Origin of the sequence: Herbidospora yilanensis (genome assembly GCF_001570565.1) — a bacterium.
In the GTDB taxonomy this organism is placed as follows: Bacteria; Actinomycetota; Actinomycetes; order Streptosporangiales; family Streptosporangiaceae; genus Herbidospora; species Herbidospora yilanensis.
The window spans coordinates 1-26,253 of record NZ_BBXE01000044.1 but is presented as its reverse complement, the minus strand read 5'-3'; the positions used below and the strand labels follow the sequence as shown (position 1 = coordinate 26,253).

The 26,253-nt window shown below is 72.4% G+C and carries 22 protein-coding genes; 5 read left to right on the top strand and 17 right to left on the bottom strand.

What is annotated here, in order from left to right:
- Nucleotides 1–9: 9 nt before the first annotated feature.
- From AW273_RS32250 to AW273_RS32170, 16 genes are all read right to left on the bottom strand, one after another.
- Complete coding sequence (locus AW273_RS32250) at nucleotides 10–432, bottom strand: YybH family protein (RefSeq protein ID WP_198168471.1); 423 nt, start codon at nucleotides 430–432, stop codon at nucleotides 10–12.
- Nucleotides 429–1,667 (bottom strand): amidohydrolase family protein, encoded by a 1,239-nt coding sequence (locus AW273_RS32245; RefSeq protein ID WP_062356658.1) that lies wholly within the window; start codon nucleotides 1,665–1,667, stop codon nucleotides 429–431. Before AW273_RS32245 ends, AW273_RS32250 begins: the two co-directional genes overlap by 4 nt.
- A complete protein-coding gene (locus tag AW273_RS32240; protein WP_062356655.1) occupies nucleotides 1,664–3,319 on the bottom strand; it encodes a hydantoinase B/oxoprolinase family protein in 1,656 nt (551 codons plus the stop codon). The genes AW273_RS32245 and AW273_RS32240 overlap by 4 nt, the downstream gene beginning before the upstream one ends.
- Nucleotides 3,312–4,976, bottom strand: coding sequence for a hydantoinase B/oxoprolinase family protein (locus AW273_RS32235; protein ID WP_062356652.1), 1,665 nt, complete (start codon nucleotides 4,974–4,976; stop codon nucleotides 3,312–3,314). Before AW273_RS32235 ends, AW273_RS32240 begins: the two co-directional genes overlap by 8 nt.
- Nucleotides 4,976–7,018, bottom strand: a complete 2,043-nt coding sequence (locus AW273_RS32230) for a hydantoinase/oxoprolinase family protein (RefSeq protein ID WP_062356649.1) — start codon at nucleotides 7,016–7,018, stop codon at nucleotides 4,976–4,978. The genes AW273_RS32235 and AW273_RS32230 overlap by 1 nt, the downstream gene beginning before the upstream one ends.
- Nucleotides 7,011–9,014, bottom strand: a complete 2,004-nt coding sequence (locus AW273_RS32225; RefSeq protein WP_198168470.1) for an ABC transporter ATP-binding protein — start codon at nucleotides 9,012–9,014, stop codon at nucleotides 7,011–7,013. The genes AW273_RS32230 and AW273_RS32225 overlap by 8 nt, the downstream gene beginning before the upstream one ends.
- 5 nt (nucleotides 9,015–9,019) lie before the next feature.
- Nucleotides 9,020–9,868: an ABC transporter permease gene (locus tag AW273_RS32220; protein ID WP_062356646.1), complete on the bottom strand. Its 849-nt coding sequence runs from the start codon at nucleotides 9,866–9,868 to the stop codon at nucleotides 9,020–9,022.
- Between the two features lie 10 nt (nucleotides 9,869–9,878).
- Entirely contained in the window at nucleotides 9,879–10,889 is a 1,011-nt protein-coding gene (locus AW273_RS32215) for an ABC transporter permease (RefSeq protein ID WP_062356641.1), read from the bottom strand.
- 1 nt (nucleotide 10,890) lies between these two features.
- Nucleotides 10,891–12,495, bottom strand: coding sequence for an ABC transporter substrate-binding protein (locus tag AW273_RS32210; RefSeq protein WP_198168469.1), 1,605 nt, complete (start codon nucleotides 12,493–12,495; stop codon nucleotides 10,891–10,893).
- A gap of 188 nt (nucleotides 12,496–12,683) precedes the next feature.
- Complete coding sequence (locus tag AW273_RS32205; RefSeq protein WP_062356635.1) at nucleotides 12,684–13,673, bottom strand: LLM class flavin-dependent oxidoreductase; 990 nt, start codon at nucleotides 13,671–13,673, stop codon at nucleotides 12,684–12,686.
- Nucleotides 13,670–16,009, bottom strand: coding sequence for a DUF885 family protein (locus tag AW273_RS36725; protein WP_198168468.1), 2,340 nt, complete (start codon nucleotides 16,007–16,009; stop codon nucleotides 13,670–13,672). Before AW273_RS36725 ends, AW273_RS32205 begins: the two co-directional genes overlap by 4 nt.
- Before the next feature lie 18 nt (nucleotides 16,010–16,027).
- A complete protein-coding gene (locus tag AW273_RS32190; RefSeq protein ID WP_062356632.1) occupies nucleotides 16,028–16,969 on the bottom strand; it encodes an ABC transporter ATP-binding protein in 942 nt (313 codons plus the stop codon).
- Nucleotides 16,966–17,940, bottom strand: a complete 975-nt coding sequence (locus AW273_RS32185) for an ABC transporter ATP-binding protein (protein ID WP_232327705.1) — start codon at nucleotides 17,938–17,940, stop codon at nucleotides 16,966–16,968. The genes AW273_RS32190 and AW273_RS32185 overlap by 4 nt, the downstream gene beginning before the upstream one ends.
- A 2-nt stretch (nucleotides 17,941–17,942) precedes the next feature.
- The gene (locus AW273_RS32180; RefSeq protein ID WP_062356627.1) at nucleotides 17,943–18,779 is read right to left on the bottom strand and encodes an ABC transporter permease; all 837 of its coding nucleotides are present in this window, start codon (nucleotides 18,777–18,779) and stop codon (nucleotides 17,943–17,945) included.
- On the bottom strand, nucleotides 18,776–19,792 hold the full coding sequence (locus AW273_RS32175) for an ABC transporter permease (protein ID WP_232327704.1): 1,017 nt from the start codon (nucleotides 19,790–19,792) through the stop codon (nucleotides 18,776–18,778). The genes AW273_RS32180 and AW273_RS32175 overlap by 4 nt, the downstream gene beginning before the upstream one ends.
- Nucleotides 19,793–19,844: 52 nt before the next feature.
- Nucleotides 19,845–21,431 carry an ABC transporter substrate-binding protein gene (locus AW273_RS32170; protein WP_062356621.1) on the bottom strand — a complete coding sequence of 529 codons (1,587 nt, stop codon included), beginning with the start codon at nucleotides 21,429–21,431 and terminating at the stop codon, nucleotides 19,845–19,847.
- Between the two features lie 280 nt (nucleotides 21,432–21,711).
- Here AW273_RS32170 and AW273_RS32165 point away from each other — a divergent pair, with 280 nt between their 5' ends.
- Genes AW273_RS32165 through AW273_RS32155 form a run of 3 tightly spaced genes read left to right on the top strand, consistent with a single transcriptional unit; the run spans nucleotide 21,712 to nucleotide 23,584 of the window.
- Nucleotides 21,712–22,248, top strand: coding sequence for a helix-turn-helix domain-containing protein (locus tag AW273_RS32165; protein WP_062356618.1), 537 nt, complete (start codon nucleotides 21,712–21,714; stop codon nucleotides 22,246–22,248).
- A 14-nt stretch (nucleotides 22,249–22,262) separates the two neighbouring features.
- Nucleotides 22,263–22,583 (top strand): TIGR04076 family protein, encoded by a 321-nt coding sequence (locus tag AW273_RS32160; RefSeq protein ID WP_062356616.1) that lies wholly within the window; start codon nucleotides 22,263–22,265, stop codon nucleotides 22,581–22,583.
- The gene (locus AW273_RS32155) at nucleotides 22,580–23,584 is read left to right on the top strand and encodes an LLM class flavin-dependent oxidoreductase (protein ID WP_062356613.1); all 1,005 of its coding nucleotides are present in this window, start codon (nucleotides 22,580–22,582) and stop codon (nucleotides 23,582–23,584) included. Before AW273_RS32160 ends, AW273_RS32155 begins: the two co-directional genes overlap by 4 nt.
- Here AW273_RS32155 and AW273_RS32150 read toward each other — a convergent pair.
- Complete coding sequence (locus AW273_RS32150) at nucleotides 23,581–24,030, bottom strand: Lrp/AsnC family transcriptional regulator (RefSeq protein WP_062356610.1); 450 nt, start codon at nucleotides 24,028–24,030, stop codon at nucleotides 23,581–23,583. The genes AW273_RS32155 and AW273_RS32150 overlap by 4 nt on opposite strands.
- 120 nt (nucleotides 24,031–24,150) lie before the next feature.
- Between AW273_RS32150 and AW273_RS32145 the strand changes: the two genes are divergently transcribed.
- Both AW273_RS32145 and kynU read left to right on the top strand, forming a co-directional pair.
- Nucleotides 24,151–25,008 (top strand): tryptophan 2,3-dioxygenase, encoded by an 858-nt coding sequence (locus tag AW273_RS32145; protein WP_062356608.1) that lies wholly within the window; start codon nucleotides 24,151–24,153, stop codon nucleotides 25,006–25,008.
- A 16-nt stretch (nucleotides 25,009–25,024) separates the two neighbouring features.
- On the top strand, nucleotides 25,025–26,253 hold a 1,229-nt coding region (gene kynU, locus AW273_RS32140), incomplete at its 3' end, for a kynureninase (RefSeq protein ID WP_062356605.1).

Genomic DNA, 26,253 nt, shown 5'->3' with positions numbered 1-26,253 from the left:
GGGCTCTGTTCACTCCCACGTAACATCGCGGACGAGTTCCGCGTGATGGTGCACGATCGCCCAGCCCCCCGTCGCCGAACGGCGCAGCACGTCGGTGACCCGGGTGTGCTCCGGTTGCCCGCCCGGCGCGACCGCGACCAGCACGTAACGGGCCACGGCGGTGTCGCCCCACACGTCGACGCGCATCTCGGCGGCGCTCAGCGAGGCGAGCGACGGCCGCGCCCCGGCGGCGTCCCGCTGGGCGCGGTAGGCGTCGAGCTCGGCCCGGGTGCGCAGCGGGCCGGGCAGGTGGGTCTCCCAGGTGGTCACCTCGGGGTGGAGGTGGCTGTCGAAGCGGGTGCGGTCGCCGGCCAGGAAGGCGTCGTACATGTCGTCGATGGCGGCCGCCACGTCGGCGGCGGAGGTGCCGCGGGTGAGGTCGAAGGCGGTCACAGGGCGGCCCGGCCGTTCCGGTCGTCGCGGACGACCCGGCCGCCGGACATCACCCAGCGCACGCCCCGGAACGCCGACGCCGACTCCAGCGGGTCGGCGTCCATGGCGACGAGGTCGGCGTACTTGCCGGTCTCGACGGTGCCGAGGTCGGCGTCCGCGCCGAGCCAGCGGATCGGGCCGAGGGTGCCGGCGTAGAGGGCGCGGGCGGGGCCGAGGCCGGCCTCCGACATGTGCTCCAGCTCGCGGACGGTGGCGTTGGTGCCCTCGAAGTCCCAGAACGGGGGCATGTCGCTGCCGAGCAGCACCTCCACGCCCGCCTCCAGGGCCAGGGCGTAGCTCTCCAGGTGGCGGGGGCCCGCGCCCAGTGAGCGTTGCTGCATCCACTCGGGGACGCCGAGTTCGTCGAAGAAGGCCTTGCAGCGGGTGACCAGCAGGGTCGGCACCAGCGCGGTGCCCCGGGCGGCCATCGCGCCGACCACCTCGGGGGTGAGCTGGTAGCCGTGCTCGACGCAGTCGAGGCCGAGTTCGACCGCCTCGGCGATGACCGGGGCGGGGCCCGCGTGGGCGGTGACCTTGCGGCCCCAGGCGTGCGCGGTCTCGATGACGGCGGTCAGCTCGTCGGTGAAGAGCTGGCGGGTGTCGATGTCCTCGTGCTCGCCGGCGATGCCGCCGGAGATCATCACCTTGATCAGGTCGGCGCCGGCCTTGACCTGGCTGCGCACCCCCTGGCGGAAACCGTCGGCGCCGTCGCACTCCAGGGTGTCGGTGCCCTCGTGTCCGTGGCCGCCGGTGGAGACCAGGGCGCGGCCCGCCGTGAAGACGCGCGGGCCGGTCGCGCGGCCGGAGGCGATGGCGCGGCGCAGCGCGAAGTCGGCGTGGTCCTTCTCGGCGACGCAGCGCACGGTGGTGACCCCGCAGAGCAGGGTGCGGCGGGCGCCGTCGGCCATGTAGAAGGCCAGGTCGTGCGGGCTCAGGCCCTTGACCGTGTCGCCGCCCTGGCCGGGCAGCGACAGGGACAGGTGGGTGTGCATGTTGGCCAGGCCGGGCGTCAGGAACGCGCCGCCCAGGTCGACGCGCCGGTGGTCTCGCCCGGCCTCGGCCAGGACCTCGTCGGCGGGGCCGACGGCGGCGATGCGGTCGCCGCGCACCCACACCGCCGCGTCGCGCAGGGGGCCGACGCCGTCGAGGACGCGGGCGTCGACCACCGTGCAGCCGGTCAGCACGGTCGAGTTCATGAAGGGTTCTTCCTTTCGTACCGGGAGCGGGCCGCCTCGGCGGAGACGTAGCCCTCGGCGACGTCGTCGCGGACGGCCGCCGGGTCGCGGTCGCGGGGGTCGCCGTGGCCGCCGCCGCCGGCCGTGAGCAGAGTGACGCGGTCGCCCGGCGCGACGGCGGTGCGACGGGTGCTGACCCGGTGTTCGCGGTCGGTGCCGGGGAAGACGATCACCTGGTTGGGTTCGGGTTCGCAGCCGCCGTCGAGGGCCCAGGGGCGGGACCGGGTCTTCTTGATCACCGACAGGAACTCGCCCCCGGAGACGAACCGGATGTCCCGCCGGAGGCCGGGGCCGCCCCGGTGCCTTCCCGCGCCGCCGGAGTCGGTGCGGATCTCCAGCCGCTCGAAGAACATCCCGGTCCTGGCCTCCAGGACCTCGATCGGGGTGATGCGGGCCTGGGTCTGGGCCAGGTGGTTGGCCGGGCCGATGCCGTCGTGGTGCGGGGTCGCGCCCCAGCCGACCGGCTCGTTGTTGCTGACCGCGAACAACTTCCCGGTGTCGGGGTGGACGCCGACCATCATGAAGCCCGGCACGTCACCGCCGGACGAGGCGGGCAGCCGATCCGGCATGCCCTGCGCGAGGGCCTTGTAGACGAGTTCGAGCGCCACCGTGCCGGTCCACTGGGTGAAGGTCGCCGCCGGGTAGACGGCGTGGAAGAGCGTGCCGGGCTCGGCCCGGACGGTCAGGGCGGTGAAGTGCCCGGCGTTGGTCGCCTCGCCGGGCGTGGTGATCGCCTTGAACGCGACCCGCGCGGTCGCGATGGTCGCCCCGAGGGGCAGGTTCACCGGGCCGGCCACGGCGGGCGAGGAACCGGCGAAGTCGACGACGCAGGTCCCGTCGGCGATGGTGACGGTGACCCGCATCTTCACGGGGTCGTCGGTGATCCCGTCGTCGTCGAGCCAGTCCTCGGCCGTCCACGACCCCTGCGGCAACGCCGCGAGCGCGTCGGCGGTGGACGCCTCGGCCACCGCGATCACGGTGTCGATCACCTCGGCGACGGTGTCGCGGCCGTACCGCCTGCTCAGTTCGACCAGGCGGCGCTCCCCGGTGCGCAGGGCGGCGATCTGGGCGTGCAGGTCGCCGAGCACTTCATCGGGCATGCGCGAGTTGAAGCGGATCAGCTCGTGGATCTCGTGCACCGGCTCGCCCCGGGAGACGACCTTCGTGCCGGGGAAGATGACGCCTTCCTGGTGCATGTCGGTCGAGTCGAGCACGTAGCCCGGGTCCTTCGCGCCCAGGTCCATCCAGTGGGCGCGCACGCAGACGAAGCCGATCAGCTCGTCGTCGAAGACCGGGGCGAACAGGGTCGCGTCGTAGGAGTGGGCGGCGTTCCAGTACGGATAGTTCAGCAGGACCACGTCGCCGGGGTGCAGGTTCTCGACGCCGACGTACTCCACGCCCTTGCGGATGGAGTAGTCGTTGGCGCCCAGGAACCGGCTCAGGCCGGTCGACTCGGCGACCAGGCGCAGCCGGGGGTCGTAGACCGAGATGCCGAAGTCGTGCACCTCGTAGACGACCGGGTTGAAGGAGGTGCGCACCAGCGTGGCCCGCATCTCCTCGGCCACCGAGACCAGGTGGCTGCGCACGACCTCGACGGTGGTGCCGTCAGTCATCGACGTCCACTCCGTACTGGTCGCGGGCCGCCTGCGGGGAGACGTAGCCCTCGGCGACGTCGTCGCGGACGGCCGCCGGGTCGCGGTCGCGGGGGTCGCCGTGGCCGCCGCCGCCCGCGGTGAGCAGGGTGACGCGGTCGCCCGGCGTGACGGCGGTGCGACGGGTGCTGACCCGTTCCTCCCGGTCGGTGCCGGGGAACACGATGACCTGGTTGGCCTCGGGCTCGTGGCCGCCGTCGAGGGCCCAGGGGCGGGACCGGGTCTTCTTGATCACCGACAGGAACTCGCCCTCGGTGACGAACCGGATGTCCCGCCGCAGGCCCGCGCCGCCCCGGTGCCTCCCCGCGCCGCCCGAGTCGGTGCGGATCTCGACCCGCTCGAAGAACATGCCCGTCTTGGCCTCCAGGACCTCGATCGGGGTGGTGCGGCCGGTGCTGCCGGAGACGTGCGTGGCGGCGTGCATGCCGTCGTGGTGGGGGGTCGCGCCCCAGCCGACCGGGTCGTTGTTGCTGACCGCGAACAACTTCCCGGTGTCGGGGTGGACGCCGACCATCATGAAGCCGGGCACGTCACCGCCGGACGAGGCCGCCAGCCGGTCGGGCATGCCCTGGGCCAGGGCCTTGAGGATCAGCTCCACCGCGACGATGCCGGTCCACAGGGTGAAGGTCGGTTGCGGGTAGACGGCGTGGAACAACGTGCCCGGCTCGGCCTTCACCATCAGCGGCGCGACGATGCCCTCGTTGGAGGGCTGGTCGGCCGAGGTGAGCGACTTGAGCACGACCTTGCAGATCGCCTCGGTCGCGCCGTAGGGCATGTTGATCGGCCCGGCCGTCGCCGGGGCCGAACCGGCGAAGTCGACGGTGAATCCGCCGTCGTCGATCGTGACCGTGACCTGCATCTTCACCGGGTCGTCGGTGATGCCGTCGTCGTCGACCCAGTCGACCGCCGTCCACGAGCCCTGTGGCAGGGCGGCCAGGGCCGCGCGGGTGCGCGCCTCGCCGTCGGCGATGATGCGCTCGACGGCGGCCTCGACGGTGGGGCGGCCGAACTTGGCGAGGATCTCCAGGAACCGGCGTTCCCCCGTGCGCAGGGCGGCGATCTGGGCGTGCAGGTCGCCGAGCACCTCGCCCGGCATGCGCGAGTTGAAGCGGATCAGCTCGTGGATCTCCCTGACGGGTTCGCCCCGGGAGACGACCTTCGTGCCGGGGAAGATGAGGCCTTCCTGGTGCATGTCGGTCGAGTCGAGCACGTAGCCCGGGTCCTTGGCCCCCAGGTCCATCCAGTGGGCCCGCACGCACAGGAAGCCCACCAGGTCGGCGCCCTCGAAGACCGGCGCGAACAGGGTCGCGTCGTAGGCGTGGGCGGAGTTCCAGTACGGATAGTTCATCAGCACCACGTCGCCCGGGTGCAGGTTCTCGCGCCCGACGTACTCCACCCCCTTGCGCAGGGCGAAGTCGTTGGCCCCGAGGAAGAAGGTCAGGCCGGTGGCCTCGGCGATCAGGCGCAGGTCGGCGTCGTACATCGACATCCCGAAGTCGTGCACCTCGTAGATGACCGGGTTGAACGAGGTGCGCACCAGCGTGGCGCGCATCTCCTCGGCCGCCGACAGCAGGTAGCTGCGCACGACCTCCACGGTCGCGCCGTCGAGCTCCGTCATCACGCCTCCTCGTCGAGGGTCACCAGCAGGTGGCCGAATTCGTCGACCTCGACCCGCTGGCCGCTGGGCACCACGGTGGTGGAGGTGCCCTCGTCGACCAGCGCGGGGCCGGCGAAGGCGTCGCCGGGGGCGAGGTCGGCCCGGTCGTAGACCGCGAAGGAGGTCAGCGCGCGGACGCCGAAGTCGTAGGCCTGGCGGCGTCTCGGCGCGAGCTCCCCCTCACGGCGGGGCGGGCGCACCAGTTCCGGCCGGTCGGCCCGGCCGATGCCGCGGACCCGCAGGTTGAGGATCTGGAGCCGGTTGTCCATGGCGTGGCCGTAGCGGGCGCGGTGCAGCTCCTCGAAGGTGACCCGGACGGTCTCCGCGTCGAGCTCACGGCCGACCGGGACGGTCAATGTGTGCTCCTGCCCCAGGTAGCGCAGTTCGAGCTGCCGCTCCAGGATCGCCAGGTCGGCGGGCACGCCCTGCTCCTTCAGCGAGGCCACCGCCTCGGCCTCCACCTCGCCGAAGCGTTCGTCGAGTTCGGCGAGGTCGATGTCGTCGAGGGTGGCCATGACGGTCCGGGAGAAGTCGCCGACGATGTCGGCCGACAACATGCCCCAGGCCGAGAAGCCCGAGGGCGCGAACGGCACGACCACCTCGCGGATGCCCATCTCCCTGGCCAGCAGCGGGGCCAGCAGCGGCCCGGCCCCGCCGAAGGCGAGCAGCGAGAAGACCCGGGGGTCGTGGCCGCGCTCCACCGTGATCTGCCGGACCGCGCCGACCGTCTTGGCCAGCAGCACGTCGAACACCCCGGCGGCGGCCGACTCCACGGGCAGCCCGAGCGGCCCGGCGATCTGCTCCTCCAGCGCGGTGCGGGCGGCCCCGGCGTGCAGGCCCATCTCGCCGCCGAGGAACCGGTCGGGGTCGACGTAGCCGAGGACGACGGCGGCGTCGGTGACCGTGGGGCGGGTGCCGCCCCGGCCGTAGGAGACCGGGCCCGGATCGGCTCCGGCGCTCTCCGGGCCGACCTTGAGCAGGCCCCGGTCGAGCCAGGCGATGGAGCCGCCGCCCGCGCCGATGGTGCGGATGTCGTACGTCGGGATGAGCAGCGGGAAGTGTTCGAGCTGGGCCTCGTAGGCGGCCACCGCCGAGCCGCGCTCGATGACGCAGGCGTCCAGGGAGGTGCCGCCGATGTCGAAGGTGAGCAGGTAGTCGCGCTTGAGCGCGTCGGCCAGGTAGGCGGCGCCGACGATGCCGCCGGCCGGGCCGGACAACACCGTGTGGGTGGGCGAGGTCTTGGCCACCGAGGAGGTCATCGAGCCGCCGCCCGAGCGCATGATGAGGAACCGGCCGCCGAAGCCCCGCGCGGCCAGCCCGGCCTCCAGTTCGTCGACGTAGCTCTCGAAGATGGGCCGGATGTAGGCCTCCAGCACCGTCGTGCTGGTGCGTTCGTACTCGCGGTACTCGCGCACGATGTCGGTGGAGAGCGACAGGCTGACCTGCGGGTACGCCTCGCGGATGATGGCCGCCGCGGCCCGCTCGTGGGCCGGGTCGAGGTAGGAGTGCAGGAAGCAGACGGCGATGCCGTGCACGCCGTGCTCCTCGACGAGGGTGCGGGCCGCCGCGCGCACGCTGTCGGGGTCGAGGTCCTCCACCACGCGGCCCCGGTAGTCGAGCCGCCCCTTCACGCCCGCCGTGTGGCGGCGGCGGACCAGGCTCTCGGGGCGTTCGTACTGGAAGTCGTACATGTGGTCGGGCGGCACGTTGCCGCGGCCGATGAGGAAGACGTCCCGGAAGCCCTCGTTGGTGATGATGCCGGTCGGGCCGCCCCGGCGCTCCAGCACGGCGTTCAGGCCGAGGGTGGTGCCGTGGATGAACAGCTCCACCCGGGACAGGTCGGTGCCCAGGGCCTCGATCGCGTTGAGCACGCCCTCCCACGGCCGGGCCGGCGTCGTGGAGGCCTTGCGGAACCTGACCCGGTTGGTGCGCGAGTCCAGCTCCATCGCGTCGACGAAGGTGCCCCCGATGTCGACGGCCAGCCGGATGGTGCGTTCAGACACGGATGTCACTACCTTTCAGCAGATCGGGGATCTCGGGCACCCGCCGGCAGGCCGCCCGGGTGTTCCCGTAGGGCCGGAGCTCCTGCTCCTCGGTGCGGCAGCGGTCGTCCGCGAACGGGCAGCGCGCGGCCAGCGGGCAGCCCGGCGCGGCGGCGTCGGTGTCGTCCAGGTCCTCGGTGAGCGTCACCTTCGGGCCGGAGAAGCCGTCGCCGAGGCTGGGCGCGCTCGACAACAACGCCCGGGTGTAGGGGTGGCGGGGGTTGCCGAAGACCTCGTCGACCGGGCCCTCCTCGACGATCCGGCCGAGGTAGAGCACGATCACCCGGTCGGCGAAGCCGCGCACGGTGGCCAGGTCGTGGGAGATGAAGACCGAGCCCCGGGCCGGGTCGCGCACCACGTCGGCGATCACTTCGAGGATCTGCGCCTGCACCGTGACGTCGAGCGCCGAGGTGGGTTCGTCGAAGACGAGCACGTCGGGTTCGCCGGCGAGCGCGCGGGCGACGCAGACCCGCTGCGCCTGCCCGCCGGACAGTTCGTGGGGGCGGCGGGCCAGCATCGAGCGGTCGATCTTCAGCCGGTCGGCCACGGCCTCGACCCGCTCGGCCCGCCGCGCGGCCGGCAGGCCGAGCGCCCGGAGCGGTTCGGCGATGGCGTCGGCGACGGTGCGGCGCGGGCTGAGCGACCCGATCGGATCCTGGAACACCATCTGGACGCGGGTGCGCAACCGGCGCAGCTCACCTCCACGCAGGTCCGACATGCGCGAACCGGCCACCCGCACGTCGCCTCGCGCCGGAGACACCAGTCCGAGCAGCAGCTTGGCGAGGGTGCTCTTGCCGCAGCCGCTCTCCCCCACCACGCCGAGCGTCTCGCCCGCCGCCACCCGCAGGCTGACCCCGCGCAGCGCGGCGTGGCCGCCCTTGCCGAACCGGCTGCGGTAGACCACGTGGGCGTCGTCGACCTCCAGCACGGCCCGCTCCGCCGCCGTCGCACGCCCGGGGGTCTCGGCGGGTTCGGCGAAGGCCAGCTCGTCGGTACGGGGGTGGAAACAGGCCAGCGTCCAGTCGTCGGCGGCGCCCGGCACCCGGGAGACCGGTGGCCGCTCCGCCGTGCACTCGGCGGTGGCGTGCGCGCAGCGCGGCGCGAACGGGCAGTCGTGCGGGGCCGCCTTCAGCAGGGGCATCGCGCCGGGCGTGGCGACGACCGCGCGCCCGTCGACGTCGGGGACCGACCGCAACAACGCCCGCGTGTACGGGTGGGCGGGCCGCCCCAGCACCCGTGCGGCCGGGCCGCTCTCCACCACGGTGCCCGCGTAGAGCACCACGACGCGGTCGCACACGTCGGCGATGGAGGCGAGGTCGTGCGAGATGAGCAGCACGCCCCGGCCGTCGGTGTCGGCGGCGTGCCGGAAGCGGCGCAGGATCTCCCTGGTCAGGGTCACGTCGAGGCCGGTGGTCGGCTCGTCGGCGATGAGCAGGCCGGGGGCGCAGCCGGTGGCCAGCGAGATCATCACCCGCTGGGCCATGCCGCCCGACAACTCGTGCGGGTAGGCCCCCAGCCGCCGCCGCGGCGAGCGGATGCCGACCGCCGCGAACTGCTCCTCGGCGGCCCGCCTGGCCTCGGCCTCGGTGAGCCGCTGGTGGGTGGTCAGCCGGTCGGTGAGCTGGCGGCCCACGGTCCTGGTCGGGCTCAGCGCGCCGCGCGGGTTCTGGAAGCAGATGGCCGCGCCGTGCCCCCGATGGCGGCGCAGCGCGTCGTCGTCCATGCGCAGCACGTCGTCCCCCTCGAAGCGGACCGCGCCGGTGGCGTGCGACCCGCCCGGGAGCAGCCCGACGATCGAGCGGGCGACCATGCTCTTGCCGCCGCCGCTCTCCCCCACCAGGCCGACCACCTCGCCCCGGCCGACCCGCAGCGAGACGTCGCTGAGCGCGGCCACCTCGCGGCCGGGACGCCGGATGACGACCGACAGGTGCTCGATCGAGAGCAGGTCAGGGTCCACGGGGCTCACCGCCGCTTCGCTTCGGCGCGCTCCTGGAGGCCCTCGCCGAGCAGGCTGAAGCCGAGCACGCAAATGAGCAGGACAAGGCCGGGCGGGACCGAGGTCCACCAGCGTCCGGCCACCACGTCGGGGCTGCCGAGGCTGATCATCGCGCCCCACTCGGCCGCCGGGACGGTCACGCCCAGCCCGAGGAACGAGAGCCCGGCCAGGGTGAGCATCGCCCACCCGGCGTTCAGGGGCGCGATCACCCGGACGGGGGTCAGGCTGTTGGGCAGCACGTGCCGCCACAACACCCCGGACGTGGACGCGCCCGAGGTGACCGACGCGGCCACGAACGCCGACTCGCGCACGGTGCGCACCTCGGCGCGGACCAGCCGGGCGTACGCGGGCGCGTTCACCGCCGCGATCACCGCGATCAGGTTGCCGGTGCCGTTGCCGACCAGCGCGGCCACCGCCAGGGCCAGGATGAAGGTGGGGAACGCCTGGAAGATGTCGACCACGCGCATCAGCACGTCGTCGACCCAGCCGCCGAGATAGCCGGCCACCAGGCCGAGCGCGGTGCCGGCGACGACGGCCACGGCCACCCCGGCGACCGCGATGCCGAGGTCGAGGCGGCCGGCGTACAGGAGCCTGCTCCAGACGTCCATGCCGTTGGCGTCGGTGCCGAGCGGGTGGCCGGGGCCGGGCGGCACCAGCGTGCCGAGAGGGTCGATCTCGGTCGGTCCCCAGCCGGTGAACAGCGGGGCGAAGATCGCGGCCAGCGCGACGACGGCCAGGATCGCCGAGCCGGTGACGATGAGGACGGTGGCGAACCGGCCCACGCGGGCCGCGCCGACGACGACGGTTTCTGACATGACGCGGCTCCTAGATCTGCACGCGCGGGTCGAGGACGGCCTGCGCCACGTCGGCGATGAGGAACACCACGACGTAGCAGAACGCGATCACCAGCACCGACGCCTGGACGACCGGGTAGTCCCGGTAGAGCAGCCCGCGCAGCGCCCACTGGCCGAAGCCCTGCCACGAGAACACGTACTCGACCAGCACGGTCGAGCCGATCGAGGTGCCGAAGACCAGCGCGGCCAGGGACGGCAGCCGGGCCAGCGTGGCCCGCAGCAGGTAGCCGCGCAGCAGCGTGCGCCCGCGCAGGCCGTGGGCGGTGGCCGCGACGTAGGGCTCGGAGTGCAGCACCTCCAGCGCCGATGCCCGCACGCTGCGCAGCAACGGCGCGACGACCACGATCGACAACGTCGCCACCGGCAGGATCAGGTGCGCCAGCGCCGACCCGAACGCCGGGCCGTTGAGCGTCAGCGCGGCGTCGAGCAGGTCGGCCCCGGTGAGCGGGGTCAGGTTCGTGTCCGGGTCGACCCGGCCGCTGGGCGCGGGGAACCAGCCGAGCACGCTGTAGCCGACGAGGATCAGCACCAGCCCGAGCCAGAACTCCGGCATCGAGTTGCCGACCAGGGCCGTCAGCCGCACCCCGTGGTCGCCGGCCCGGTCGGCGTGCCGCGCCGACCAGACGCCGAGCAGCACGGCGACCACCAGCGCCACCGCGAGCGCCAGCACGACCAGTTCGAAGGTGGGGCCGATGCGCAGCCCGATCTCCGCGCCGACCGAGGTGCCGCTCTGGATGGAGGTGCCGAGGTCGCCGGTGACCAACCCGCCGAGGTAGTCGAGGAACTGCTTCACGATGGGCTGGTCGAGGCCGTAGCGGGCCCGCGCCGCGGCGGCGTCCTCGGGGGTGGCGTTCGGGCCGAGGATGGTCCGGATCGGGTCACCGGGCAGCACCCGGACCAGCAGGAAGGTCAGGACGACCACTCCGAGCAGCACCGGGATGAGCTGGAGCAGCCGCCTGACGACGAAACGGACGATCCTCATGTCACGCCGAGGGCATGAGGTGACGGAGCCGGGCCAGGCCGTCCATGGGCTGCACCCACCCGGCCACGTTCTCCCGCACGGGCAGGTTGAAGTTGGGCTGGCAGACGACCACCCACGGCACGTCGGCGGCGAGGATCTCCTGCACCTTCGCCCACAACTCGCCGCGCGCGGCGGCGTCGACCGTGGTGTGCGACTCCTCGTAGATCTTCTCGATCTCCGGGTTGGAGTAGTTGGAGTAGTTGAGGTTCGCGCCCTTCACCAGGCTGGTGGCGAGCATGTACTCGACGTCGTTGACCCAGAGCTGGCCCGAGGTGATCTGGAGCGGCACGCTGCGCTTCTGGCGGCGTTCGGCGAGCGTGGCCGGGTCGAGCGGGGCGAGCGTGAGCTCGATGCCGGCCTTGCGGGCCTCGCTCTGCACGAGCACGGCGAGTTGCTGCTGTTCCTCGTTGTCGGCCTCGAAGACCAGCTCGGAGGTGACCGACGTCTTGCCGGCGGCGGCCAGCGCCGCCTTGGCCTTCTCCAGGTCGTAGGTGTAGGGGTAGCCGCGCTCGTCGTAGCCGGGCATGTCGAGCGGCACGGGGCTCTTGGCGGGGCGCGCGTCGCCGCCGTAGATGTTGGCGATGATCTGCTCGTACGGCACCGCGTACGCCAGCGCCTTGCGGACGTTTACGTCGTCGAACGGGGCGGTGGTCACCGACATCTGAAGGGTGACCTGCTGGTTGCTCGGCGCGGAGATGACCTTGACGCCGGGGGCCTTCTTCAGGTCGGCGATGTCCCGCTTGCTCACGCCGAGGGCGATGTCGATGTCGCCGTTCTGGAGCTGGAGCCGCTGGTTGGAGGCGGCGGGCACGACCGAGATCCGGATGGTCGGGGTCTTGGCCGGGTCGGGGCCGGGGTAGCCGGTGTTGGCGGCCAGCACGATCTCCTGGCCCTGGGTGGCCTTCTCGACGTTGAAGTAGCCGCCGGTGGGCGGGTTCTTGGCGAACCACTCCTTGGCCCACGGGTCGGCGTCGGTGGCGTGCTTCCTGGCCTCGACGGAGTCGAAGACGTACAGGGAGATGGCCTGGATCTGCGGGGTGAGCGCGCTCGGGAAGGCCTGGGTGAACTCGACGGTGTAGTCGTCGACGACCTTGACCTGGTCGGGCTCGGTGAGGCCGATGACGCGGTAGACGCCGGCGACGTTGGCCTGGGCGGCGAAGGCGCGGTCCTTCGACCACTTGACGTCGGCGGCCTTCATCTCGTTGCCGCTGGCGAACTTCACGCCCTTGCGCAGCTTGAGCGTCCAGACCTTCTGGTCGGCGCTCGGGGTGAAGGACTCGGCGAAGGTGGGCGTGATGTTCGTGGTGTCGAGGATCTGCGCCCCGTCCACGTCGGTCACGCCGTAGTCGATCAGGTAGGGATAGACGTTCTTGTAGAGCATGAGCGCGGTGAGGTCGAAACCGACGAAGTCCTGGTCCCAGCTGCTGAGGTAGCTGGAGACGGCGATCCGCAGGGACGACGCGGCGGCGGGGGCGGTGCCGGAAGGGGCGTTCGCACCCTGGGGCTTGGAGCCGGCGGCGCAGCCGGTGGCCAGCAGCAGGGCGACGCCGCCGCCGAGCTGGAGCACCGACCGACGAGAGAAAGCGGGTGAACCAGCCATAGCTCGCCTTCCACGAACAGGTGTGTGCGGGCTGGGGATCGCCCGCACTAGCACCGTTCTACCAAGGCGAAACTTCGGTGAACAAGAGGGGAAGCTGTTTCATCTGGGTAAACATGTCAGCGCTGACCTGCGGAAGTGCGTTCACCGCTGTTCAGTTAACGCGAAATTGCGGGCAGAACCTCGCTGCCGAGCTTCTCCACGGCCTCCCGCAGGTCCGGGCCCAGCGGGGGCCCGAACGACAGATGGGTGGCCCCCGCCGCCCGCAACGACCGGCAGCGCTCGACCACGTCGGCCGTGCCGCCGGTGATGCCGAGCGACAACATGCGGTCGTCGACCAGCCGCGCGGCGGCGTCCAGCCCGTCCCGCTCCAGCACGGCCGTGATCGGGGCGAAGTCCTCGACCACGAGCCCGGCCCGGCCGAGCAGGTACGGCGCGAACGACGGCCCGTAATAGGCGATCTTGGCGGCCATGGCGAGCCGGGCCCGTTCCTCGTCGTCCCCGGTCGACACCCAGAAGCAGGCCGGGATGTCGAGCTCGCCGACCGACCGGCCGGCCTCCTCGGCCCCCTTCGCCACCTCGGCCCGCGCGGTGGTGAAGTGTTCCGGCGGGTAGAGCAGCGGCAACACGCCGTCGGCCAGCCGCCCGGCCATCTGGAGCATCTTGGGGCTCATCGCGCCGACGTACACCGGCACCGGATCGCCCGGCGGCAGGCGCAGCTCCGACAGCGGGCCGAACCACGCGGGCAGCTCGCCCCCGACCTCCTCCGCGCCGAGCAGGGCCCGCAGCACCGTGACCGCCTCGGCGGTCTTCGACAGCGGTCGTGGACGTTCGATCCCGGCCCAGCCGAGGAACTCGGCCGACCCGGCGGCGACCCCGAGCAGGAACCGGCCGCCGGTCGCCTCCCGCATGGTGGCGGCCATCATCGCGATCTCCGACACGTGCACGGAGTAGGGGTTCATGATGCCGACGCCGAGCTTGATGCGCTCGGTCTTGGCGGCCAGCACGCCGAGCAGCACCGGGGCCGAGCGCAGGAACAGGTCGTTGGACACCCAGAGCTGGTCGAAGCCGTGCTTCTCGGCCCGTCGCGCCAGGTCGACCAGGGTCGGGATGTCGAGGTCGTTGTTGACCCGCAGGGAGTACGTCACGTGCCGACCGCCTTCGCGTCGATCTCGACTTCGACCAGGAAACCGTCGCCGATGAGGCCGGCGACCACATACGTGCTGTTGGCGGGGGCCACGTCGCCGAACACCTCGGCGTGGGCGCGGGCCGCCTCCGCCCAGTCGGCGGCGGGGGTGAGCAGCAGGCGGGTGCGGAACACGGTGGTGCGCGAACCGCCCAGGGCCTCCACCGCCGCCACGCCGCGGCGCAGGGCCTCAAGGGTCTGGACGTAGGCGTCCGGGCCGTCGGCCGTCGTGCCGCTCACGGCGATGAGGTCGCCCTCGCGGGCGGCGCGGGAGTAGCCCGCCTGCTCCTCCCAGCCCGAGCCGTCCTTGAACCGGGTGACCGAGGGCACCGAGCCCTGGGCCGGGTCGGTGTACTCCTCGATCCGGGTCACCCGGCCGTTCCGCACCTCGACGCGCATCATCGCGTCGACCGCCATCTCGGCGCCCTCGTCGCGGTCGCGGCCCCGGTAGACGCAGCGCTGCACGTAGCCGCCCGGCACCGGGTCGACGCGCACGTCGGTGGCGTGGAAGCCCTCGATGCCCGCGTCGATGAGGCGGATCGCGTCGAGGCTCTCGGCCTTGTCCCGGTCGACGCCGTCGTAGTTGTGCCAGACGCGGATGTCGTCGGCGTACAGGCGGTCGAGCCGGGCGACGTCGCCGGAGGTGATGGCGTCGAGGAGCTCGGCCGCGAAGGCGCGCACGTCACCCGCCAGGGCGTCGGCCTGCTCCAGTTCGCTCGCGTCGCCCAGCAGTTGCAGGCGCTGCACCGCCAGCGGGATGTTGCCGTCGGACCAGAGGGCGTCGTGGAAGGCGCGCAGGTCGAAGCCGTCGCGGTCGCGCCGGGCGGCGTCGGCCAGCAGGCGGGTCACCTGGACCTTCCCGACCTGGTACGACAGGCCCTGCCCCGGGGTCGCGGCGAAGAAGGCGGCCTCCTCCCGGGCGGTTTGGAGGTCGACCGGCACGAGTTCGTGCAGCATGCGGGCCGCGCCGTCGATGTCGATCTCACCGAGCGCCAGGCGGACGTCCACCTCGACCCGGATCGCGCGCAGCCGCATGAAGTTGTAGACGATGGCCCGGGAGAGCGGCGCGTCCGCGAAGAGGCCGGTCTGGAGCATCATCTCCTCGTTGTAGAAGGCGATGCCCTCGTTGGGCACGGAGTCGTAGAAGCGCCGGTGGGCCGGATCGGGGTGCCGCCAGGTCAGCGCGAGCTGCTGGTAGTGCACGCCCTCGTGGATGATCCCGGCCCGGGGGTCGGCGGCGTTGGCCCGGTAGAAGTAGGGCAGGTCCGGGCCCGGCGCCGGGACGTAGCTGACGCCGTCCTGGTCGAGCCGGTGCTCGTCGGTGAGGTCGTCGCTGACGCCCAGCCAGCGCAGCGGCTCCAGGTAGTCGGGCCGGGGCAGGTTCCGGTAGTGCCGCAGCTCCGGCGGCTGCGACAGCAGGCCGCGCGTCTCGTAGAAGGCGCGCACCTCCAGCTCGGCGGCCCGTTCGGCGGCGCTCTGCTCCGCCGCGCTCGCCGGGGGCGGCGGCCACTCGGGCGGGCCCGATCTGGCCCGCTCGAACAGCTCGAACGCCTCGGCCCGGTCGCGTTCCTGGGCGGCCAGGGCGAGGATCTCGGCGGTCGACCAGGGCAGCAGGGCGACCCGGTGCAGGAAGAAGCCGAACGCCTCCGCGCCGACCGGCCGGTGCGGGGCGAGATCCGGCAGCCGCTCGGTCAGCCAGGCCCGCCAGCCGGCCAGCGCGTCCGCCGCCTCCGCCGCCGCCGCGACGGCGGCCTCGCGCGCGGCCGGGTCGAGGTGCGGCAGCAGCAGGCCGACCGCGGTCCGGAGCTGGTCGGGCACGTCGGCGCTGTCGGCCAGGGCGAGTTCGGCGAACTCGCGGGTCGCGGCGCCGTCGAGGTTCTCCCTGGCGGTGTCGAGGGTGCCGGGGATCCAGCGCAGCCGTTCGACCACGTCGGCGCTGCGCGCCGCGTCGAAGGGGCCCGGCGGGAGCAGCGCGTCGTAGACGTGGCCGACCGTCTGGTCGAGGTAGAACCAGGGGTCGCGCCGCCAGCTCTGGACGACGTCGAGCTCCCAGCGCACCCGCGCGGTCGCCGAGCCGAGCAGCCGGCGCGGCACCTCGACCGCCGGATCGGCCGACGGCGCGACGGCCGCCAGGTCGCTCTCGATCGCGGCCAGGAACCGCCGGTCCTCCTCGACCGTGAGGGCGTCCCACTCCGGACGCCACCCCGAGGGCCGGACCACCCGGGGGATGTCGTCGCGGCTACGCGGGGTGGTGGCCAGCCGCCAGGCCCAGAACCGCTCGGTCAGCTCCGCGAGCACGGGATGTCCTTCCATTGGTCACTTCGCCAGGACGCAGGCGGCCGACCGGCCGTCCCGCAGGATCGTGAGCGGCGGGTCGTTCTCCGCGCACGACGGCAGGGCCACCGGGCAGCGCGGATGGAACCGGCACCCGCCGGGGGGCCGCGAGGGGTCGGGCACGTCTCCCGGCAGCTCGACCGGCAACACGCCGCCGCCGTCGGCCCGGGGCACCGCCGAGATCAGCGCCTTCGTGTACGGGTGGGCGGGCTCCGACCACACCTGCCGGGTCGGGCCGACCTCGACGACGCGCCCCAGGTACATGACCGCCGTGCGGTCGGCGATCTGCCGCACCACCGACAGGTCGTGCGAGATGAACACCATGCCCATGTCGAGCTCGCGGACCAGTTCCACCAGCAGGTTGGCGACCGACGCCTGCGCCGAGGCGTCGAGCGCGCTGATCGGCTCGTCGGCGATGATGCAGCTCGGCTCGGCGGCGAGGGTCCGGGCGATCGCGATGCGCTGGCGCTGGCCGCCGCTGAACTCGTGCGGGTAACGCCTGACCGCGTCCGCCGGGAGGCCGACGCGTTCGAGCAGCTCCCCGGCCCGGCGGCGGGCCTCCGCCTTGGTCGTGCCGCCGAGCAGGTACCCGTCGCCGACCTGGTCGCCGACCAGGCGGCGGGGGTTGAGGGAGGCGTACGGATCCTGGAAGACCATCTGCAGCCCGCGCATGCCGGCCGGGCGGCGGCGCAGCCCCAGCGGCGCGACCGGGCGGCCGTCGAAGCGGATCTCCCCGGCGGCGGTGCGCTGGAGCCCGACGACGGCGCGGCCCAGCGTCGACTTGCCGCACCCGGACTCGCCGACCAGCCCGAGGATCTCGCCCCGGGCCAGGGTCAGGTCGGCGTGGTCGACGGCGCGCAGCGGCGCCGCGCCCTGCCGGTGGTATTCGACGGCGACCCCGGTCGCCTCCAGCAACACGCTCACGCGGTTCCTCCCAGCGGGTCGGGCGGGCAGGCCACCCGGTGACCGGATCCGACGGGCGCCGGGTCGGGGCGCTCCGCCCGGCAGGAGTCGACGGCGAACGCGCACCGCGGATGGAACGGGCATCCTTCGGGCACCCCGCCGAGCGAGGGCGGGCTGCCCGGGATCGGCCGCAGCGTCGCCGCCCCGCCCTCCGGGTGCGGCAGCGCGTCGAGCAGGCCCCGGGTGTAGGGGTGGCGGGGGTGGGTCAGCACGGTCTCGCGCGGGCCGATCTCGGCGGTGCGGCCGCCGTACATGACGCAGATGCGGTCGGCCACGGCCGACATCACGCCCAGGTCGTGGGTGATCACCACGACGGCCAGGTCGCGCTCCCGCCGCAGCCGGTCCAGCAGCCGCAGGATGCCCGCCTGCACGGTGACGTCGAGTGCGGTCGTCGGCTCGTCGGCCAGCAGCAGCCGGGGCTCGCAGGCCAGCGCGACGGCGATGGCGATGCGCTGGCGCATGCCGCCGGAGAACTGCGCCGGATGTGCCTTCAGCGCCCGCTCCGGATCGGGGATGCGCACGGTCGACAGCAGCTCGACCGCCCGGCCGCGCGCCTCCGACCTGCCGATCCCCAGGTGGTGACGCATGTGCTCGGTCACCTGGGTCTCGATGCTGAGCATCGGGTGCAGGCTCGTCGACGGGTCCTGCGACACCATCGCGATGCTGCGCCCGCGCACGTCGCGCAGCTCGCGGGGCCGCATGGCCAGCAGGTCGCGGCCCTCGAAGACGGCCCGGCCGCCGGTGCGGGCGGCGTGCGGGAGCAGGCCCAGCAGCGCCATCGCGGTCATCGTCTTGCCGCTGCCGCTCTCCCCCGCGATGCCGAAGACCTCGCCGGCGTCGACCCGGAACGACAGGCCGTCGACGGCCTTGCGCGGGCCGTTCCTGGTGGCGAGCCACACGGTGAGGTCCTCGACCTCCAGTAGCGTTCCCACGGTCATCCCCTGATCGCACGCGCGGTGCGCGGATCGAGCGCGTCCCGCAGCGTGTCTCCGACGAAGTTGAAGGCGAGCACGACGGTCAGGATGGACAGGCCCGGATACAGCCACAACCACCACAGGTCGAAGTAGTCCATGCCGGACACCACCATGGAGCCCCATTCGGCCATGGGCGGCTGCGCGCCCAGCCCGAGGAACGACAGGCCCGACAGCAGCAGCACGGCGTTGCCCACGTCGAGCGCCGCCATGACCAGCACCGGCCCGGCGACGTTCGGCCGCAGGTCCACGATCATCGTGCGGACGGACGAGGAGCCGAGCAGCCGCCCGGCCGCGACGTATTCGGAGTTCCGGGCCGACATGACCAGGCCGCGCACCAATCGCGCGTACGACGGCCACGACACCACGACGACCGCCAGCACGGCGTTGCGCAGCTCGGGGCCGAGCGCGGCGGCGACCGCCATGGCCAGGATGATGCCGGGGAAGGCGAACACCAGGTCGGCCAGCCGCATGAGCGTGCCGTCGACCCAGCCGCCGAAGAACCCGGCCACCGCGCCGACGACCGACCCGATCACGGCCGAGAGGGCGACGAGCAGGAACGCCAGCGGCAGCGAGACCTGCGCGCCGTAGATGACGCGGCTGAGCACGTCGCGGCCGAGCTGGTCGGTGCCGAACAGGTGCTGGGCCGAGGGTTCGAGCAGCTTGTCGGCGATCTGGTCGAGCGGGCCGTAGGGGGCCAGCACGGGCGCGAGCACCGCCACCAGCACCCACAGGACGACGAAGGCGGCGCCGACCAGGGCGAGGGGCTGCCGCCACGGGGTGCGGGATCCAGTCGTCATGTCAGCCTGATCCTCGGGTCGATGACCCCGTACAGCAGGTCCACGAGCAGGTTGATGAGGATGTACACGGCGGCGACGACGATGCTGACGCCCATGATGCCGGGCAGGTCGAGGTTGACCGCGCTGCGGTAGGCGTACTGGCCGACGCCGGGCCAGGAGAAGATCTTCTCCACCAGCACGGCGCCCGACAGCAGGCTGCCGAAGGCGACGCCGGCCACGGTGATGATCGCGACCATCGCGGGGCGCAGCACGTGCCGCACGATGACCACCCGCTCGGGCAGGCCCTTGGCCCTCGCCGCGCGCACGTAGTCGTTGCCGAGGATCTCCAGCACCGAGGCCCGGCTGAAGCGCATCAGCATGCCGACCGTGTAGACGGCCAGCACGAGCGACGGCAGCACCAGGTGCCCGAGCGCCGACCACATCACGTCCCACTGCCCGGCCAGCGCCGCGTCCACCGAGTAGAAGCCCGTCGTGTACGGCGGCGGGCTCATCACCGGATCGAGACGCCCGGTGCCCGGCAGCAGGTCGAACTTGAACGACAGCAGGTAGAAGGCGACGAGCGCGACCCAGAAGGTGGGCATGGACACCCCGCCCAGGCTCACCACCCGCAGCACCTGGTCGGGCCAGCGGTCGCGGTTGACCGCCGCCACGACGCCGAGGGCGACGCCGACCAGCAGCGACAACACGATCGCGAACAGCGCCAGCTCGATCGTGGCGGGCACGAACTCGGCCAGGTCCTCGGCCACCGGCCGGTGGCTCTGCTGCGACATGCCCAGGTTCCCCTGGAACACGTTGCCGATGTACGTCAGGTACTGCACCGGGAGGGGCTGGTCGAGCCCGTACTTGGCGCGGAACGCGGCCACCGCGGCCGGGTCGCCGATCGCCTGCTGCCCCAGGTTGGCGGCGGCGGGATCGCCCGGGACCAATTGGGTCAGGGTGAAGGCCACGAGGGTGATGCCGACGCACAGCAGCAGGGCGGCCGCCAGCCGCCGGGCCAGGAACCGCAGCAGCACCCCGCCGGGACGGGCCGACGTGCGACCCGTCCCGGGGGTACCGCTTTTCGGCTTAGCCGAGCTCACGGACGTTGACCAGCCAGAGGGCGTTCGACTGCAGGTTGGTCACCGACTTGGCGGCGACCAGGATCTGCGCCGGCTGGATCAGCGGCATGATCGGGCCGCCCTCGTTCATCTTGTGCTGGATGTCGACGTACAGCGCCGAGCGGGCGGCGTCGTCGACGGTGGTGCGGGCCTTGGCGCCCAGTTCCTCCAGGTCGGGGGCGGCGCCCTCGGCCCATCCGGCGCGCAGGCCGACGAGCTGGCCCGGCAGGAAGTTGAGGTAGTTGCTGGGGTCGGGGAAGTCGGGGCCCCACTGCCACAGGCCCAGTTCCTCGGTGCCGCCCCGGTAGGACTCCAGCGCGGTCTGCACCGACGCGGGGGCCAGTTCGACGTTGATGCCGACCTCCTTGAGGTTGGCCTGCACGCGGGCGGCGAGGTCGCCGAAGTTGAGCCCGTTGACCTGCACGTCGCTCGGGTAGTTCAGCTTGACGGTCGGGTTCCGCAGGCCCGACTCGGCCAGCGCGGCCTTCGCCTTGGCGACGTCGCGCTTGATGCCGTCGGCGGCCGGGAGCGCGCCGAGGAAGACCGACGGCACGATGCCGGGGGCCTGCACGGCTCCCTCGCCGGCCAGGTCGGCCAGTCCCTGGTAGTCGATGCCGTAGCGCACCGCCTCCTGGAACTTCGGGTTGGAAGAGATCTTGGAGATCTCCGGGTTGTTGTTGGTGAACAGGAAGAACACGTTCGGCGAGGCGCCGTTGACGACCTGGAGGGAGCCCATGCCCCTGGCCTGCTCGGGCGACAGGTCCACCGCGATCTGCGTCTCGCCCTTCTGGACGTTGAGCCGCTGCACGTTGGCCTGCGTGTTGCGCACGACGACCCTGGAGTAGGCGGGCTTGGCGCCCCAGTACTTCTCGTTCACCTTCAGCACGACCTGCGAGGTGGTGCTGTAGCTCTCCAGGACGTACGGGCCGCTGCCCTGCGACTCCTTGTTGAGGAACGCCTCGGCGGTGTCGGTCTTGTCGGCGTCCTCGGCGTCGCTGGCCCCGTTCTTCTTGGCCACGGCCGAGTTGACGATGCCCAGGGCGGGGTTGGGCAGGATGAACGGGATGGCGGTGTTCGGCTCCTCGCTGGCGACCACGACGGTCGACTGGTCGGGCGCGGTGACCGTCAGGCCCGCCATCAGGAACGACGGGTTGCCCTTGACGTTCTTCACGCGGTTGAGCGAGAAGACGACGTCGGCCGAGGTGACCGGAGTGCCGTCGGAGAACTTCGCGTCGGGGCGCAGCTTGAACGTGAAGGTCTTGGCGTCGTCGGAGGCGGTGAACGACTCGGCGAGCGCCGGGATCGGCTTGGTCACGTCGCCACCCTTGAAGGTGAGCAGCGTGTCGTAGACCGCCTGGTCGATCAGCAGACCGGTCGGCTCGAACATGCGGGCCGGGTCGGTGGTCTTGAGCTGGAACGCGGTGTCGATGACGAGGGTCTTCCCGCCCTGCCCGCCGGGCGAGGACGGAGCGGCGGCGTTGCCACCGCCGCAGGCGGTGAGCAGGCTCAGCGCCACAGCGGCGGTGAGCGCACCGGCAGACCGGCGGATCTTCATGAGGGACTCCAAGGCCGGGCTACGGGGGCCCGCTCAGACATATGGGGCGATGTCATGACTCTCCTGTGCGGCAGCGGCACGAGGCCGCGACCCGACGTGCAGCCTTACTGCACGTTGACCGCGCACGCTAGGCCGTCGGCATGGACCCCGTCAAGAGGGGTCACCGCTGATCACCTGCTCACGACTGTCTGTTGACGGCCAAGGCCCGCACCCCTACGGTGCTGCCCACGCGTGTAGTTAACCTGCACGTGACAGTGCGATGGTAGGAAGGACGGCGCGGGTGATCGGAGATCGCTTGCACGAACTGCGCACCGAACGGGGGATGAGCCTGCGCGCCCTCGCCGAGCAGGCCGGCGTCTCCCCGACGTTGCTCAGCCAGATCGAGCGGGGCGTCACCGAGCCCAGCCTGTCGACCCTGCGCCGCCTGGCCGGGGTGTTCGGCGCGTCCATCGCCTCGTTGTTCGAAGACCCCGCCGCGCCCGCGGTGTGGATCAGCCGGCCCGGTGAGCGCACCACCCTCGGTGCGCCCAACGGCCAGATCCGCTACGAGCGGCTGACCCCCGGCAACGGGCAGCTCGAGGTGCTGCACGCGGTGCTCGCACCCGGCGAGGTCTCCAGCGACGAGTTGTGGAGCCACCCGTCGATGGAGTGCGTGTACGTCGTGTCCGGCACGCTGACCGTCCAGGTCGAGCGGTCGTCCTACACCGTCGCCGCGGGCGAGAGCCTGACCCTCGACTCCAACCGCCCGCACCGCTACCTGAACACCTCCGACACCGAGACGGAGATCGTTCTGGCCATAAACCCCCCGTCCCCCTGAAGGAGACCGGCCCGATGGACGAAACAGATATGGAGATCTACGACCTCCGGGTCACCGTCGAACGCATCGAAGGCCGGTCGGTCTGCGGTATGAACGTCGGCGACCACTTCGACCTGACGAACAGCGCCCACCTGAAGCTGCCCGACGGTCAGCACTTCTGCGTGTACGCCCTCGCCTCCGTGTTGCCCTTCCTGGCGGCCAAGCAGCGCGACCTGGCGGCGGGCGACTGGCTGGCGCAGGACACCCAGTTCGCCTGCCCCGACCCGGAGGAACGCCTGATCATGCAGGTCTCCCGCACCTGCCGGCGGCGGATGAACTCGGCGGACCTGACGTGACGACCGTGGAGATCGGCCTCGGCCTCCAGAGCGACAAGGGCGCGGGCGACTACGCGGCCCTGGCCCGCAGCGCCGAGGCGCACGGCTTCGACGTGCTGACCGTCTTCGGCGACCTCATGTACCAGCCGCCCGTCTTCCCGCTGCTGGAGATGGCCGCCGCCACCGAGCGGGTGCGCCTGGGCGTGGCCTGCCTCAACCCCTACTCCCTGGCCCCCTACGAGATCGCGGGGCAGATCGCCGCGCTCGACCTGGCCTCGCGCGGCCGGGCCTACCTGGGCCTGGCCAGAGGCACCTGGCTGGGCGCGGTCGGCATCGACCAGCCGCGCCCGCTGACCACCCTGGAGGAGTCGGCGCAGGTCGTCTACCGGCTGCTGCGCGGCGACGCCGGCGGCTACGAGGGCCGGGTGTTCCGGCTGGCCCCGGGCACCACGCTGCGTTACCCGGTGCACCGCCCCGATCCGCCGCTGCTGCTCGGCGCGTGGGGCGCCAAGGGCGCGGCGCTGGCCGGGCGCATCGCCGACGAGATCAAGGTGGGCGGCAGCGCCAACCCGGCGATGGTGAAGGTGATCCGCGAGCGGCTGCGGCCGGGCGCGGAGGCCGCCGGACGCGACGCCGAGGACGTCGGGATCGTGCTCGGCGCGGTCACCGTCGTCGACACCGACGGCAGGGCGGCGCGGGCGCGGGCGCGGGCCGAGGTGGCCATGTACCTCGCGGTCGTGGCCGAGCTCGACCCCACCCTGGAGATCCCGGCCGACCTGGTCGCCCGGGTGAAGGAACTGGTCGACGCCGACCGGCACGAGGAGGCCGGCCGGCTCATCCCCGGCGACCTGCTCGACCTGTTCGCGTTCGCGGGCACCCCCGACCAGGTCGCCGCCCAGGCGCAGGCGCTCATCGACGCGGGGGTGCGCCGGGTCGAGTTCGGCACCCCCCACGGGCTGAGCGACCGGCGCGGCGTGGAGCTCCTGGGCTCGGCGGTGCTGCCGTCGCTGCGCCGGTCCTAGGCGGGCCGGATCCGCGGCGGGGTGACGGAGTTCCACGGGAGCGGGGTCGACAACACCATCGTGCTCGACGGCTGGCCGTAGGGCGCGAGCCGGTCGATGACGTGCTCGAAGGCGTCCATCGTCTCGGCGGCGACCTTGAGGATGCAGCAGGCGTCGCCGGTGATGCGGTGGATCTCCAGCACCTCGGGCCACTCGGCCACCGACGGGTCGCGCAACATGCAGCGGGGGCCGTAGCAGGACATCCGGATGATCGCCATCACCGGCCAGCCGGTCCGGGTCAGGTCGACCCGGGCGTGGTAGCCGGAGATGACGCCGGTCTCCTCCAGCCGCCGCACCCGCTCGGCCACGGCGGGCGGCGACAGGTGCACCCGGCGGGACAACTCGCTGAAGGACAACCGCGCGTCGACCTGCAACTCGCGCAGGAGCGCCCAATCCATATCGTCCATGGGGACCTTCGATTCATTAAGCGGTTGAGCGATTTGGCCGTGAAACAACAGGCCAGGGGCGCATCGTACCTTTAAGTGCTCCTTCTCGGTATATGACCGTTTGGTGGAGCATGAGGTCTTGTGGAGAGCACGAACAGCACGCGCGCGGCCAGGGCCGCCGCCAACGGCGGGAACCCCACTCTTGAGTTCGCCGACGGCCTGCCGTACGAGGTCTACGTGCACGCCGAGACCCTGCACTCGCTGCAGCAGACCATCAGCAAAGACCCCGGCGAGATGTCCTTCCTCATGGTCAGCCAGATCATGGAGTTGTACTTCGGCCTGACCTGCTTCGAACTGCGCCAGGCCCAGCGGCTGCTGCGCGACGACGACGTCTGGGGCACGCTCGCCCCGCTGAAGCGCGCCGCCCTGGACATCCAGGGCCTCAACGCGGCCTGGCGCGGGCTCGACTGGATGACCCCGGCCGACTTCAACCGCTTCCGCGACCTGCTGGGCGAGGCGTCGGGCTTCCAGTCCGCCATGTACCGGCAACTGGAGTTCCTGCTGGGCCTGCGCAGCGCGAGCCTGCTGCGCCCCTTCCACCGCCAGCCCGACGTGTACGCCGCCCTCCAGGAGACCATGCGCGCGCCCAGCCTGTGGGACGACGTCGTCGCGACGCTCGCCCGGCAGGGCTTCGACATCCCCCGCGACCTGCTCGACCGCGACGTGACCGTGGAGCACGAGGGCCACCCCGCCGTCGAGGCCGCCTGGGTGGAGATCTACCGGGAGAACACCCCCGGCAACCACCTCTGGGCGCTCGGCGAGGCGCTCACCGAACTCGCCGACGGCTTCGGCGACTGGCGCTGGCAGCACCTCAAGGCGGTGCAGCGCACCATGGGCGAGAAGTCCGGCAGCGGCGGCTCGGCCGGGGCGAACTGGCTGCGCCGCAGCATGGCCCGCGTGGTCTTCCCCGAAATCTGGTCCGCCAGGACCCTCGTCTGAGCGGAGCACGACGACGATGTTCACCGAGGCCGACGCCCTCGAACGCGACCTGGCCGACCCCGGTCACCGCGACCTCTTCCACGTCCCCCCGGCGGAGGGCGGCAGGTACGCCGAGACCGCCTACCTGGCCGGCAACTCGCTGGGGCTGCAGCCCAGGGCGACCAGAGGCGACCTGCTCGACGACCTGGACGCCTGGGCGCGCCTCGGCGTCGAGGGCCATCTCGACGCGGCCCGCCCGTGGTTGCCCTACCACGAGTTCCTGACCGGCACCGCGGCCCGGCTGGTCGGCGCGCTGCCTCGGGAGACCGTGGTGATGAACTCGCTGACGGTCAACCTGCACCTGCTGATGGTGTCCTTCTACCGGCCTGCCGGCACCCGGACGAAGATCGTCATCGAGGACACCGCCTTCCCCTCCGACAGCTACGCGGTCCGCAGCCAGGCCCGCTTCCACGGCCTCGACCCCGACGCGACGGTGGTCAGGCTCGACCCCGCCGACGTACTCGGCTACCTCGCCCGTGAGGGCCACGAGGTCGCGCTGGTGCTGCTCGGCGGGGTCAACTACCTCACCGGCGAGCTCATGGACATCCCCGCCGTCACGCGGGCGGGTCACGAGTGCGGGGCGATCGTCGGCTGGGATCTGGCGCACGCCGCCGGGAACGTCCCACTGGAGCTGCACGAATGGGGCCCCGACTTCGCGGCCTGGTGCTCCTACAAGTACCTGAACGCCGGACCGGGCGCGCTCGGCGGCGTGTTCGTGCACGAGCGGCACCTCGGCGACCCGGCCGTGCGGCGGTTCGAGGGCTGGTGGAGCACCGAACCGGCCACCCGCTTCGAGATGACCCCGGTCTCCCGTCCCCCGGCCACGGCCGACGCGTGGCAGATCTCCAACCCGCCGATCTACGCCATGGGCCCGGTCCGCACCTCGCTGGAGATCTTCGACCGCGTCGGCATGGCCGACCTGCGCGCCCGGAGCCGTCGCCTCACCGGCTACCTGGAGACGCTGCTCGACGAGCTCCCGGTCACCGTGGTCACCCCGCGCGACCCCGAGCGGAGGGGCAGCCAGCTCTCCCTGCGGATCAGCGGCGGCAGCGCCCACGAGCTGGCCAAACGGCTGCGTTTCGAGTTCGGCGTCATCACCGACGCCCGGGAGCCCGACATCGTCCGGGCCGCGCCGGTGCCCCTCTACTGCACCTACCACGACTGCTGGCGTCTGGCCGACGCCCTCGCGCACGTCATCGAGGAGGT